Below are 12,643 nucleotides of genomic sequence, written 5' to 3' on the forward strand. Positions count from 1 at the left end.
CAATGAAGAATGCACAACTCTACTACGGATGAGTCAGGGCAGGGCGGGAGCGCGCATGCGGGTCTTGGCGACGATGCCGGCCGGATCGATCAGCACGACGAACTCGCTGAACCGGCCACCGCCGGCCGGCGCCTGGTAAACCCAGGCCTCGTAGCCGCTGTCGAACACCACGCTCTTGGTCGGCCCGAAGGCGGCCAGCAATTGCGCTTTGGTGGTCGCGCCGGCCACCACGCCCTGCTGCAAGCGTTCGAGCACCACCTGCGTGCCAGGTGGCGCCGGCGTGCTGGCGCAGCCGGCCAGCAGGAGCAAGGCGAACAGGGCGCGCTTCATTTCCCATCCTCCATATACTCGAACTCGACCAGGGTGTCGTCCGGCCAGGACGCATCCCAGATCGGCGCGTAGAAGGTGCGGTCGAGCATCACCTGGCAGTCGCAGTATTGCAGGTCGGTCTTCGACTGCTCGCCGCCGGCGTACAGCATGTTGAAGGGCAGGGTCTCGACCCGCCCGGTCTTCGCGTCGTGCAGGCGCACCGCGAAGAGCGGGCGGTCGGCGAAGTACAGGTAGTTGCCGTTCGGGCTGCCGCAGACCTGCTCGGGCGAGGTGAGGGCGTTGTTGATCCAGGCGAACAGCGGCGAGCTGTTCGATACCAGCCCGGCCTCGACGCCGACCCGGCACTCGAGGCGCATGTCGCCCAGGCGCCGGGTGCCAAGGGGCAGGCCCGGCGTGACGATCTGGGCGCGCCAGGTCATGCTGGTGGTCTTGCGGTTGGCGAGCACGGCGGCGTCCTCGCGCAGCGCGACGTCGTTGCGCGGCAGCACGAAGCTGTTGTCCTCGGCGACCGCGACCGGCACGCTGACGGTGTTGCCGGCCACGCGCAGGGTGATGCCGCGCATGTCGACGGTGGGCAGGCGCGGCAGCAGCTGGAAACGCAGCGGCGCGTTCGGCGCCATGGCACGCTCGCGCTCGAAGCGTTCCATGCCCCGGATCATTTTTCGATAAGATTTATCGACCGGATCGCGGGTCGATTGCACCGTGACGGTGGCGGGCTGGGTGGATTGCGCGAAGGCGGAAGTGGACAGGCCTGCGAGGCAGGCCAGCACGGGGATGACGCGGGTCAGGAGCCGCGTCATGGTCTTACCAGTAACGGACGCGGCCGGTGTCCATGTGGACGAATTGCGAGTCGGCATAGTAGCCGACGCCGCCGCCCTTGAGCGACATGGCCGCCTTCCGCAGCATGCGCAGGTCCTGGCCCGGCAGGCGGATGTCGATCGCCTTGGCTTCCATGTGCAGGCTGTGCTTGGCCACGCCGTTGCTGTTCGCGTGCAGCTTGGCGTTCGATTCCGGCGAGCGGTAGCCGGAAATGATGTGCAGCTCCTTGTTGTTGTCCAGCTTGCCGTTGAGCTGGCTGAGCAGCAGCATGAGTTCCGGATCCATCTCGGCCACCTTGTTGTTGCGGTGGTCGCGCAGGACCTTGTTGATGTCTTTCATGGCGTCCGGAATGAACGCGCCTTCGGCCCAGAACGTCGTGCTCAGCTTTTCGCCGGTGTGCGTGTTATACAGGCGCAGGGTACGCTCGCCGGGAGCGGCTTGTGCTGTTTTGGCAAGGGCGGGGATGCTGAGGGTGGGAGTTGCGAGGAGGAGGGAAGACTTCAGGAATGCGCGTCGTTGCATCATCGGATGGAATCCTTATGAAGGTTCAACTGAAACGATGATTCTACGCCCGTTCTTTAAAACGTGCATGGAATATGCAGGAAATCGACGAAAATAAGCCACTTTATTGACAAATTAAACAATTTTAGGAGCAATTAGATGACGAGTTATCAATCATTTGCCGTGGCTGTTGCCGTTTTGTCCACCCTGCTGGGAGCCCATGCACAGGCGCAGGGCATTGCCGTCACCGGCGAACCGCCTCAAGCCAAGGGCTGGCGCGCCGAGACCGTGGTGTCCGGCCTGCCCCAGCCATGGGGCATGGCCTGGCTGGGCGACGGCCGCATCCTCGTCACCGGCAAGGACGGCAGCCTGCACCTGGTGGACGGCAAGCGCAGCGTCGAGGTGCCGGTCGAGGGCTTGCCGCAGCTCTTCACGAGCGGCCAGGGCGGCCTGCTCGACATCGCCGTCCATCCGCAGGACAAGGGCCCGACATCGCGGGTCTACATGACGATGGCCAGCGGCACCTCGAGCGCCAACCGCACGGTGCTGGTGCAGGGCATCTTCGACGGCAAGCGCGTGCACGGCGTGAAGACCATCTTCACCGCCTCGCCGTCGAAGACCGGCGGCCAGCACTTCGGCTCGCGCATCGTGTTCCTGAAGGACGGCACCCTGTTGATGAGCATCGGCGACGGCGGCAACCCGCCCCAGCGCGTCGGCAACATGCTGGCGCGCGAGCAGGCCCAGAACCTCGGCAGCCACAACGGATCGATCCTGCGCCTGACGAGCGAGGGCCAGGCCGCGCCCGGCAATCCGCTGGCCGGCAAGCAGGGTGCGCTGCCGGAGCTGTGGAGCATCGGCCACCGCAACATCCAGGGCATCGCGGTCGACCCGGCCAGCGGACGCGTCTGGGCCAGCGAGCACGGCCCGCGCGGCGGCGACGAGATCAACCTGATCGAAGGCGGCAAGAACTACGGCTGGCCGCTGCAGAGCTACGGCGCCGACTACAGCAGCCGCGAGCCGATCGGGGTCAAGGTAGTGCCGAACATGGAGCAGCCGCTGGTGGCCTGGGTGCCGTCGCCGGCGCCGTCGGGCCTGGCCTGGTACACCGGCAAGGCCTTCCCGCAATGGCAGGGCAGCCTGTTCTCGGGCGGATTGGCCTCGAAAGATATCCGCCGCATCGCTTTCGACGCCCAGGGCAAGGCCGTGAAGCAGGAACGGCTCGACATCGGCAAGCGCGTGCGCGACGTGCGCCAGGGGCCGGACGGGCAGTTGTATGCATTGACCGACGAAGCGAAAGGCAGCCTGCTGCGCATCGTCCCGCAGTAAGAACGCACAGGACAACGCATAGGACGCATGCATGCGCGACGCATGGATTGTTCGTCATTCGTCGCATTGCCATTGTTGCCACAGGAAAAGCTGCCTAGAATGCTTCTCACCATCCATCCCGGATGATCCCTTAGGAGGAAGCAGCATGGCAGTATCCCTTCGTCGCAGCACCCGCCTGGCCGCGGCACTCGCGCTGGCCTTCGGCGTGTCCGCCGTCCAGGCCGCCCCGGCCAAGCAATCGGCCACCCCGGACATTCCGATCCCGAACGTCCCCTACACCAAGTTCACCCTGAAGAACGGCCTGACCGTGCTGGTGCACGAGGACCACAAGACCCCGGTGGTGGCGATCAATACCTGGTATCACGTGGGCTCGAAGAACGAGAAGGTCGGCAAGACCGGCTTCGCCCACCTGTTCGAACACCTGATGTTCAGCGGCAGCGACAATTTCAAGAAGACCTACCTGAACGCCATGGAAGGGATCGGCGCGACCGACCTGAACGGCACCACCAATACCGACCGCACCAACTACTTCCAGAACGTGCCGACCTCGATGCTGGACTATGCGCTGTTCGCCGAGAGCGACCGCATGGGCCACCTGCTCGGCACCGTCGACCAGAAGAAGCTCGACCTGCAGCGCGGCGTGGTGCAGAACGAGAAGCGCCAGGGCGAGAACCAGCCCTACGGCGTCGCCTACGAGCTGCTGGTCACCAACACCTACCCGGTCGGCCACCCCTATTCCTGGACCGTGATCGGCAAGATGGAAGACCTGGACGCGGCCTCGATGACCGACGTGCAGGACTGGTTCAAGAAGAACTACGGCCCGAACAATACCGTGCTGGTGCTGTCCGGCGACATCACCCCGGAAGTGGCGCGCCAGAAGGTCGAGCAGTACTACGGCCACATTCCTCCAGGCCCGCCGCTGGCCAAGCATGAAGCCTGGATCGCCAAGCGCACCGGGACGCACCGCACCAGCGTGCAGGACCGCGTGCCGCAGTCGCGCATCTACCGCACCTGGAACGTGCCGGGCGCGAACACGCCGGAAGAGGCGCAGCTGGATCTCGCGGCCCTGGTGCTGGGCGGCGGCAAGACCTCGCGCCTGTACAAGCGCCTGGTCTACAAGGACCAGATCGCGACCAGCGCGGTCGCCAGCGACGACGGTTCCGAAATCGGCGGCCAGTTCGACATGACCCTGACCGCGCGTCCGGGCGCCGACGTGGCGAAGATGGAACGCGCCGCCGACGAAGAGCTGCAGGCCCTGATGAAGAACGGCCCGACGGAAAGTGAGCTGCGCCTGGCCAAGACCACCATCCTGGCGCGCTATACCCGCATGATCGAGCGCGTCGGCGGCTTCGGCGGCAAGAGTGACCTGCTGGCGTCCTGCCAGACCTTCACCGGCAACCCGGACTGCTACAAGGTTTATCTGGAACGCATCAAGGCGGCGACCCCGGCCAGCGTGAAGAAGGCGATGAACGACTGGCTGAGCGATGGCGACTTCATCCTGCAGGTCGACCCCTACCCGACCGGCCTGATGGCCTCGAAGACGGGCCTGGACCGCAGCAAGGAACCGGCGCTCGGCAAACCAATGGCATTGAAGCTCCCGGAAATGCAGAAGGCGACCCTGTCGAACGGCCTGAAGGTGGTGCTGGCCGAGCGTCACGATGCGCCGGTGGTCAACTTCCAGCTGCTGGTGGACAGCGGCTACGCGTCGGATGCGAAGGACAAGCCGGGTGTCGCCAGCCTCGCCATGCGCATGCTGGAAGAGGGCACGAAAACCCGTAAATCGCTGGAGATCGGCGAAGCCTTCGAGAGCCTGGGCGCGCAATTCGGCGCCGGCGCCAACCTCGACAGCGGCATCGTCTACATGAACACGCTCAAGGCCACCATGCCGCAGGCGCTGGGACTGTACTCGGACCTGGTGCTGAACCCGTCCTTCCCGCAGAACGAGTTCGAGCGCCTGCAGAAGGACCGCCTGGCCGCGATCGCGCGCGAGAAAACCGTGCCGCAGCTGACCGCCCTGCGCGTGCTGCCGAGCATCCTGTACGGCCAGGACCACGTCTACGCCAAGCCCTTCACCGGCACCGGCACCGAGGACGCCGTCAAGCGCATGAGCCGCGACGACCTGGTGAAGTACCACGCTACCTGGTTCAAGCCGAACAATGCGACCCTGCTGGTGGTGGGCGACACGACGCTGGCCGAGATCAAGCCGCAGCTGGAGAAAGCCTTTGCGGGTTGGAAGGCGGGCGAGGTGCCGAAGAAGGTGCTGGCCGACGTCGCCGCGCCGGCGAAGAGCGTGGTCTACCTGGTCGACCGTCCGGGCGCGCTGCAGAGCGTGATCGTGGGCGCCCAGCTGGCCGTCCCGCGCAACAGTCCGGACGCGCTGCCGTTGGAAATCGTCAACGACCTGTTCGGCGGCAATTTCAGCTCGCGCATCAACATGAACCTGCGCGAAGACAAGCACTGGTCCTACGGTGTGCGCAGCCAGCTGCAGGCGGCCATCGGCCAGCGTCCCTTCATGAGCGTCTCGCCGGTGCAGACCGACAAGACCCGTGAAGCGATGCAGGAACTGGTGCGCGAGTACCGCGACATCGCCGGCGGCAAGCCGATCACTGCAGAAGAGCTGAAGGCGGCGGTCGACAACGGTACACTCGGCCTGCCGGGCGGCTTCGAAACCGCGGGCCAGCTGACCAGCGCCTACACCAACATCGTCCAGTACGGCCTGCCGGAAGACTACTACAACACCTACACCCAGAAGGCCCTGTCGCTCACCCCGGCGCAGGCCAATGCCCTGGCGGCGCGCAGCTTCACGCCGGACCGCCTGGTGTGGGTCGTGGTGGGCGACATGAGCAAGGTCGAGTCGGGCATCCGTTCGCTGAACATCGGCGAAGTGCGCAAGATCGACGCGGACGGCAAGCCGGTGCAGTAATCGGAGCATGGGCGGCGGCGCCGCCCATGTTTTTCATCATTCGTCACATATCGTTGAACAAGGCCGTCGCAATCTTCGCCTGCTCCGATTGCTGCATGTCGGTGTTGTTCAACAACACCACGGCCCGGCCGTCCTGCGGGTCGTAAGCCAGCAGGGTTTTATATCCACCCGTGACGCCCGTTTCCCACGCCAGGGTACGGGCGCCTTTTTTCGTGTTCACCGTTTTCACCCTGCCTCCCAGCGCATACTCTTCCGACGCCACCTGCACCGTCGAGAGCTCCTTGCGCGCCTTGTCGGACAGCAGCCTGGTGAAATACACGGTATCGGCGAGCGCCACCAGGTCGCGCGCCGTGCTGTACAGGGTGCCGCTGGCCGCCACCATCGGCGGCGCCGGCGGCGACTTGCGCTCGCCCGACGTGCCGTAGCCGACCGCCATGCCGACCGCGTCCTCGTAGCCGGTGCCGGCGAAGCTGGTGTCGCGCACGCCGCTCGGCGCCAGTACCAGTTCCTCCACCGTTTCCGTGAACGGCTTCTTGTTCGCCCGTTCGACCACGGCGCCGACCAGCACCCAGTTGGTGGGCGAATAATCCCATTTCTCGCCCGGCTTCGCGTTCAGGGCGCCGGCGCCGAAACGCAGCGCGCCTTCCACCGGGCCGATCTCCAGGTTGCGCACCGACGGATCCTTCTTGAGCGCCTCGGCCAGGCCGTTCGGGATTCCGCTGCGGTTCGACATCAGCTGGCGCAGGGTGACCGCGCCGTTGGCGGCCGGCAGCTCCGGCAGATGGCGCCCGATCGGCGCGTCGAGGTCGAGCTTGCCCATGTCCACCAGGCGCAGCACGGTCACGGCGCTGACCCATTTGGTGGCCGAGCCGATCATGAAGCGGGTGTCCTTCGTGTTCGCCTGCGCTTCCTCGCGCAGGGCCAGGCCGCGCGCCTCGACGACCAGGGGCGAGCTCTTGCTGTCGCGCACGGCAATTACGCCGCTGTAGTCCTTCGGGACGTGGCGGTCGATCAGCGGGCCTTGGGTGAGATTGGCCACGGCGGCGCAGCCGGACAGGACCAGAACGGCGGGAACGAAGAGGGTGGAACGCAGACGCATGGGAACTCCAGGTAAGGGATTGGCCTGATTGTAGCCGGTGTCCATACGCAAGGGGCGTGCGCCGGGCGCGCGCCGAATCGGGAATACTGAGCCCCTACGGAGGATGCAATGAACGGACACACCCTGAATCTGGCGCGCACCGCGCTGGTCCTGATCGACCTGCAGAACAGCAATGTGAAGCGCGAGCTGGCGCCCTACAGCGCCGAGCAGACCGTCGGCAACTGCGTGCTGCTGGCCCAGGAAATGCGCGGCCGCGGCGCGATGGTCGTCTACGTGCGCGTGCTGCTGAACGAATTGCCGACGCCGCTGGCCGACGCCCCGATGCGCCCACCCGGCGCCGCCGCGCCGCCCTACGACGCCTCCGAACTGGCCGAAATCGCCGGCGTCGAGGCCACCGACCTGGTCGTCGTCAAGCGCCAGTGGGGCGCCTTCTACGGCACCGACCTCGACCAGCAGCTGCGCCGGCGCGGGATCGACACCATCATCCTGGGCGGCATCGCCACCAACTTCGGCGTGGAGTCGACGGCGCGGGCGGCGTTCGACCGCAGTTATACGCTGGTGTTCGCGGAGGATGCGATGAGCAGCATGGACGGCGAGGCGCACGGGTTCACGTGCAAGAACATCTTCCCGAAGATGGGGCGGGTGCGGTCGACGCGGGCGGTGATCGACATGCTGCAGGCGGGAACCGGGGACGCTTGACAGCTACCAGTAGCCCGCTCCCCCGGCACGTCGCACCGGCGCAGGCCGGTGCCCAAGTTCGTTGAGCAGCCGATACGCACGCAGAAATCAGGCACCGGCCTGCGCCGGTGCGACGGTCTTTGGGCCGGAGGCCCTGATCAACCTTTGCGGTTGATCTCGGCCGTGATCTCGTACGCGCGCAGGCGTGCGGAGTGATCGAAGATCTGCGACGTAATCATCAGCTCATCCGGCTTGGTGCGCGCGATGAAGCTGCGCAGCTGGCTTTCCACCGTGGCCGGCGACCCGATCGCGGTGCAGGACAGCACCGAATCGAGCATCATGCGCTCGGCCGTGCCCAGGCTTTCCAGGTAGCCCGGCGCGGGCGGCTGCAGCTTGCCCGGACGCCCGGTGCGCAGGTTCACGAAAGCCTGCTGCATCGAGGTGGCCAGGACCGCGGCTTCCGCGTCGGTATCGGCGGCGAACACATTGAAGCCCAGCATCACGTACGGCTTGTCGAGCTGCTTCGACGGCCGGAAGGTCGAGCGGTAGATCTCGATCGCCTGCATCATCATCTGCGGCGCGAAGTGGGACGCGAACGCGTACGGCAGGCCGAGGGCCGCCGCCAGCTGGGCGCCGAACAGGCTGGAGCCGAGGATCCAGACCGGCACGTCCAGGCCCGCGCCCGGCACCGCACGGACCTGGCGCCGCGGCGAGTCGGCAAAATAATCCATCAGCTCCACCACGTCCTGCGGGAATTCGTCGGCATCCGACGCCAGGTTGCGGCGCAGGGCGCGCGCGGTGGTGTGGTCCGAACCCGGGGCGCGGCCCAGGCCGAGGTCGATCCGGCCCGGATACAGCGAAGCCAGGGTGCCGAACTGCTCGGCGATCACCAGCGGCGAGTGGTTCGGCAGCATGATGCCGCCGGCGCCGACCCGGATGGTGCTGGTGCCGGCCGCCACGTGGCTGATCAGGATGCTGGTCGCGGCGCTGGCGATGCCCGGCATGCCGTGGTGCTCGGCCAGCCAGAAGCGCTTGTAGCCCCAGCGCTCGCCGTGCTGGGCGAGGTCGAGCGAACGTTGGAAGGAGGTGGCCGCATCGCTGCCTTCGGCGATGGGCGCGAGGTCGAGTATGGAAAATGGGATCATGTGGTCATGATACGCCGATGGAAGATTTCGCGTGCGAAGCCGCCAGATTCCGCGAGGTTGCTTGCCGAAGCGTAAACATTGACCGGTGCCGGCCCCGTCCTTATGATCGGTCGGATCATCTTTCCATTTCCGACCATGCTTCGATCGCTATGCCGCCGTACCGCCATCCTCGCTGCCTTGCTGCTCGCCGGCTGCGCCCATCTACCCGGACGCGGCCCCGGCATGGACCTCGACCCTGAGCGCCTGGCCGAGCTCGACCGCGCCATCGCCGCCAGCATCGCAGGCGGCAGCCTGCCGGGCGCCGTGTTCCATCTGGAGCGCGACGGCGCGGTGTACGAAAAGGCCTTCGGCGCCTACACCTACGCGCCCGGCGCCACGGCGGTGACGCCGGACACGGTGTTCGACGCCGCCTCCCTGAGCAAGGTGCTGGCCACCGCGCCCGCCGTGCTGCTGCTGGCCGAAGAGGGCAAGCTCGACCTGGAAGCGCCGCTGGTGCGCTACTTCCCCGAATGCGCGGGCGGCGGCAAGGACGCCATCACGGTGCGCCACCTGCTGACCCATTCCTCCGGCCTGCCGGCGGGCCTGGCGGCGAAACCGGCCTGGCAGGGCAGTGAAGCCGCCCATCTGCTGGCCTGTAGCCAGAAGGTGACGCACGCGCCGGGCGCCTTCTTCCGCTACTCCGACATCAACTACATCCTGCTCGGCCAGCTGGTCGAGAAGGCCTCAGGCGATACCATCGACCGCTTCGTGCAGCAGCGCTTCTACGGGCCGCTGGGCATGCGGGACACCGGCTACCTGCCGCTCGCGCGCATGCCGGCCGGCGCGATCGCGCCGACCCAGCGCGGCGCCGAGGCCGCCGCCATCACCGCGCACGGCGATCTCGCGCCCGGCCAGCTGCTGCAAGGCGTGGTGCACGACCCGACCGTGCGCCGCATGGGCATGGTCGGCGGCTCGGCCGGCGTGTTCACCACCGCGCGCGACGTGGCGCGCTTCGCCCGCATGCTGCTGAACGGCGGCGAGCTGGACGGCGTTCGGGTGCTGGGCCGCGAGTCGGTGCGCCTGCTCACCACCGTGCAGTCGCCGCCCGGACTGGCCGCGCGCGGCATGGGCATGGACATCGATTCGCCCTATGCCCAGCGGCCGCGCGGCACGGTGTTCCCGCCCGGCTCCTATGGCCACACCGGCTACACGGGCTGCATCCTGTGGGTCGATCCGGTCTCGCGCACCTTCTACGTCTTCCTCTCGAACCGGGTCTATCCCGACGACCGGAGCAACGTGCTGCCGCTGTACACCCAGCTCGGCACCTTGTCGGCGCAGGCGGCCCATGTGCGAGCATCGGTAACTCAACAATAAAATACTTTTAGTTTTTCCTGCAGGCTACCGTGCGCCTCCCTCATTGGCAGATGACTACACTCGGAACCCTAAACAATATCTTTTTGATATTGCCGTGCAGTTTGCCCCAATGACGAATTTAGGAGATTGACATGAAAATGAACAAACTACTGAAAGGCCTGATGGGTGCTTCCTTCGCCGCCGCCATGTTCGGCGCCACCGCCGTGCACGCACAATCGAGTGACGGTACCCAGAACACCCGCGGCGCGGGCACCAGCATGAACGACCAGAGCAGCGGCAGCTCGTCGGCCAGCGCGACCAATACCGACACCTCGGGCCAGAACCGCACCAACCGTGGCGCCGACCACAGCATGACCGGCACCAGCAGCGCAGCCCAAACCGGCAGCCCGATGGGCGGCCAGGACCGCCAGAGCGGCTCGAGCAGCACCAGCGGCGCGACCGGTTCCAGCACCAGCGGCGCAACCGGTTCCAGCACCAGCGGTTCGATGGACAACAGCTCGAGCACCACGATGGGCACCGTGCGCGGTTCGGTGAACTCGACCGGCAGCCTGGGCACCGGCACCATGGATTCGACCGGCGCCAGCAGCGGCTCGACCGGCTCGATGGGTTCGACCGGTTCGATGGGCAGCAGCGGCTCCAGCAGCACCCAGGGCTGGAGCGGCTACGACAGCCAGGGCGTGGAAGCCGGCCGCACCAGCACCGGCGCATCGAGCGAACCGCCGACCCGTTCGAGCGGCAACCGCTAATCCACCGTTGTTACTCCCCCAATGCGGCCCGCGTGGCCGCATGCGACACCAGCCCGCGCGGCTGGTGTCGTCGTTTACGGCGGAAGTCCAGTGCGTGCTGCGGCCAAGCAGGCCGTTACGTGCCACCGCGCCCGCGGCGACGCGAAGCCGGCGTGGCCGTTGAAAGGCGTTTCATGGCGGCGTGTGACGTCGCCACGGTCTATCCGGAGCGCCGAGAAGCCTGAGATCGATGCATGGACTGGATGATGTGGTGCGAATGCCGCACATCATCAAAATCGACAATTTTTTTTTCAGATAGAGAAATAGTGGCGTAGAATCATCAATAATTTCCAAGAGGAATTATTCTATGCGACCCGACTTGCCCGACGTGCTGGCGCCCACCGCCATGAAACTCTCCGAACTCATGGGCGCCCTGAGCTATGCCCTCGATATCACGGAAGGCCAACCGGCCGGGCATTGCGTGCGCTGTTGCTGGATCGGGATGCATATCGGCCGCGCCGCCGGGCTGCCGGACGAGCAGTTGTGGGAGCTGTATTACACGCTGTTGCTCAAGGACCTCGGCTGCAGCAGCAACGCCGCCCGCATCTGCGAGCTGTACCTGACCGACGACCTGAATTTCAAGCGCGATTTCAAGACCGTGGGCGACAGCCTGCCCCAGGTCCTTTCCTTCGTGCTGCGCCACACCGGCCTGAATGCGGGCCTGGCCGAGCGCTTCCGCAGTGTGATGACGATCCTGCGCGACGGCCGCGAGCTCTCGCGCGAACTGGTCGCCACCCGCTGCCAGCGCGGCGCCGAGATCGCGCGCCTGCTGCGCTTTTCCGAAGGCGTGGCGGCGGGCATCTATTCGCTCGACGAACAGTTCAACGGCCAGGGCAAGCCGGCGCGCCTGGCGGGAGAGGAGATTCCGATCTATTCGCGCATCGCCCTGCTGGCGCAGGTGATCGACGTGTTCCACACGGCCGCGGGCCGCGCGGCCGCGCTGCGCGAAGTGCGCGCCCGCGCCGGCAGCTGGTTCGATCCCGCGCTGGCGGCGCATGTCGAGGAAGTGGCAAACAGCGAAGGGTTCTGGGCGATGCTGGGCGCGCCCGACATCGACCGCGCCGTGTTCGCGCTGGAGCCCGCCGGGCATGAAGTCCTGCTCGACGAAGCCTACCTGGACGACATCGCCACCGCCTTCGGCCAGGTGGTGGATGCCAAGAGCCCCTACACGAGCGGCCACAGCGGCCGGGTGGCGCTGTACACCGACATGATCGCCGAATCCCTGGGCTTGCCCGAGCAGCGCCGGCGCTGGCTGCGCCGCGGCGCGCTGCTGCACGACGTCGGCAAGCTCGGCGTCAGCAACAGCGTGCTGGACAAGGCGGGCGCGCTCGACCGCGACGAATGGGCCGCGGTGCGCGAGCACGCGGCCTATACCGAAACGATTTTGGGACGCATCGCCGCATTCGGCGAGCTGGCGGCGATCGCCGGCGCCCACCACGAACGCCTCGACGGCACCGGCTATCCGCGCGGCCTGGCGGGCGAGGCGATCAGCCTCGAGACCCGCATCATCACCACCGCCGACATTTTCGACGCCATTACCGCGGAGCGTCCCTACCGCGGTGCGATTCCGGTGCCGCAGGCGCTCGACATGATGGCGAAGACGGTGGGCAGCGCGCTCGATCCGGCCTGCTTCGCGGCCTTGCAGGACGCGCTGGTGCGGGTGCCGCTGCCGTCGGGCGTCTGA

At 66.6% G+C, this 12,643-nt stretch carries 11 protein-coding genes; 6 read left to right on the forward strand and 5 right to left on the reverse strand.

The window, feature by feature from the left end; translation table 11 throughout:
• Positions 1 to 33: 33 nt before the first annotated feature.
• Genes LQ564_RS12845 through mepK form a run of 3 tightly spaced genes read right to left on the reverse strand, consistent with a single transcriptional unit; the run spans position 34 to position 1,674 of the window.
• Positions 34 to 330, reverse strand: coding sequence for a hypothetical protein (locus tag LQ564_RS12845; protein ID WP_231058486.1), 297 nt, complete (start codon positions 328 to 330; stop codon positions 34 to 36).
• Positions 327 to 1,130 (reverse strand): hypothetical protein, encoded by an 804-nt coding sequence (locus tag LQ564_RS12850; RefSeq protein ID WP_231058487.1) that lies wholly within the window; start codon positions 1,128 to 1,130, stop codon positions 327 to 329. Before LQ564_RS12850 ends, LQ564_RS12845 begins: the two co-directional genes overlap by 4 nt.
• 4 nt (positions 1,131 to 1,134) lie before the next feature.
• Complete coding sequence (gene mepK / locus LQ564_RS12855; protein ID WP_231058488.1) at positions 1,135 to 1,674, reverse strand: peptidoglycan L,D-endopeptidase MepK; 540 nt, start codon at positions 1,672 to 1,674, stop codon at positions 1,135 to 1,137.
• 135 nt (positions 1,675 to 1,809) lie between these two features.
• On the opposite strand from mepK, the gene LQ564_RS12860 reads away from it, so the two are divergent.
• Together LQ564_RS12860 and LQ564_RS12865 are read left to right on the forward strand one after the other, a co-directional pair.
• Complete coding sequence (locus LQ564_RS12860; protein WP_231058489.1) at positions 1,810 to 2,976, forward strand: PQQ-dependent sugar dehydrogenase; 1,167 nt, start codon at positions 1,810 to 1,812, stop codon at positions 2,974 to 2,976.
• Positions 2,977 to 3,121: 145 nt separating this feature from the next.
• Entirely contained in the window at positions 3,122 to 5,899 is a 2,778-nt protein-coding gene (locus tag LQ564_RS12865) for a M16 family metallopeptidase (RefSeq protein WP_231058490.1), read from the forward strand.
• Positions 5,900 to 5,942: 43 nt separating this feature from the next.
• On the opposite strand, the gene LQ564_RS12870 is transcribed toward LQ564_RS12865, so the two are convergent.
• Complete coding sequence (locus LQ564_RS12870; protein ID WP_231058491.1) at positions 5,943 to 6,998, reverse strand: serine hydrolase domain-containing protein; 1,056 nt, start codon at positions 6,996 to 6,998, stop codon at positions 5,943 to 5,945.
• A gap of 108 nt (positions 6,999 to 7,106) precedes the next feature.
• Here LQ564_RS12870 and LQ564_RS12875 point away from each other — a divergent pair, with 108 nt between their 5' ends.
• Positions 7,107 to 7,697: an isochorismatase family protein gene (locus tag LQ564_RS12875; RefSeq protein ID WP_231058492.1), complete on the forward strand. Its 591-nt coding sequence runs from the start codon at positions 7,107 to 7,109 to the stop codon at positions 7,695 to 7,697.
• A gap of 137 nt (positions 7,698 to 7,834) precedes the next feature.
• On the opposite strand, the gene LQ564_RS12880 is transcribed toward LQ564_RS12875, so the two are convergent.
• Positions 7,835 to 8,821 carry an LLM class flavin-dependent oxidoreductase gene (locus tag LQ564_RS12880; RefSeq protein ID WP_231058493.1) on the reverse strand — a complete coding sequence of 329 codons (987 nt, stop codon included), beginning with the start codon at positions 8,819 to 8,821 and terminating at the stop codon, positions 7,835 to 7,837.
• A 135-nt stretch (positions 8,822 to 8,956) separates the two neighbouring features.
• Between LQ564_RS12880 and LQ564_RS12885 the strand changes: the two genes are divergently transcribed.
• The 3 genes from LQ564_RS12885 to LQ564_RS12895 all read left to right on the forward strand — a co-directional run bounded on the left by LQ564_RS12885 (position 8,957) and on the right by LQ564_RS12895 (position 12,643).
• Positions 8,957 to 10,174, forward strand: coding sequence for a serine hydrolase domain-containing protein (locus tag LQ564_RS12885; protein WP_231058494.1), 1,218 nt, complete (start codon positions 8,957 to 8,959; stop codon positions 10,172 to 10,174).
• Positions 10,175 to 10,305: 131 nt separating this feature from the next.
• On the forward strand, positions 10,306 to 10,920 hold the full coding sequence (locus LQ564_RS12890; RefSeq protein ID WP_231058495.1) for a hypothetical protein: 615 nt from the start codon (positions 10,306 to 10,308) through the stop codon (positions 10,918 to 10,920).
• Positions 10,921 to 11,266: 346 nt separating this feature from the next.
• Entirely contained in the window at positions 11,267 to 12,643 is a 1,377-nt protein-coding gene (locus LQ564_RS12895; protein ID WP_231058496.1) for an HD-GYP domain-containing protein, read from the forward strand.

It is taken from the genome of Massilia phyllostachyos (assembly GCF_021044825.1).
GTDB lineage: Bacteria > Pseudomonadota > Gammaproteobacteria > Burkholderiales > Burkholderiaceae_D > Telluria > Telluria phyllostachyos.

Coding starts and splice junctions, on each gene's coding strand:
- LQ564_RS12885 (WP_231058494.1), top strand. CDS start 8,957: ATGCTTCGATCGCTATGCCGCCGTACCGCCATCCTCGCTGCCTTGCTG.
- mepK (WP_231058488.1), bottom strand. CDS start 1,674: ATGATGCAACGACGCGCATTCCTGAAGTCTTCCCTCCTCCTCGCAACT.
- LQ564_RS12890 (WP_231058495.1), top strand. CDS start 10,306: ATGAAAATGAACAAACTACTGAAAGGCCTGATGGGTGCTTCCTTCGCC.
- LQ564_RS12875 (WP_231058492.1), top strand. CDS start 7,107: ATGAACGGACACACCCTGAATCTGGCGCGCACCGCGCTGGTCCTGATC.
- LQ564_RS12895 (WP_231058496.1), top strand. CDS start 11,267: ATGCGACCCGACTTGCCCGACGTGCTGGCGCCCACCGCCATGAAACTC.
- LQ564_RS12850 (WP_231058487.1), bottom strand. CDS start 1,130: ATGACGCGGCTCCTGACCCGCGTCATCCCCGTGCTGGCCTGCCTCGCA.
- LQ564_RS12845 (WP_231058486.1), bottom strand. CDS start 330: ATGAAGCGCGCCCTGTTCGCCTTGCTCCTGCTGGCCGGCTGCGCCAGC.
- LQ564_RS12865 (WP_231058490.1), top strand. CDS start 3,122: ATGGCAGTATCCCTTCGTCGCAGCACCCGCCTGGCCGCGGCACTCGCG.
- LQ564_RS12880 (WP_231058493.1), bottom strand. CDS start 8,821: ATGATCCCATTTTCCATACTCGACCTCGCGCCCATCGCCGAAGGCAGC.
- LQ564_RS12870 (WP_231058491.1), bottom strand. CDS start 6,998: ATGCGTCTGCGTTCCACCCTCTTCGTTCCCGCCGTTCTGGTCCTGTCC.
- LQ564_RS12860 (WP_231058489.1), top strand. CDS start 1,810: ATGACGAGTTATCAATCATTTGCCGTGGCTGTTGCCGTTTTGTCCACC.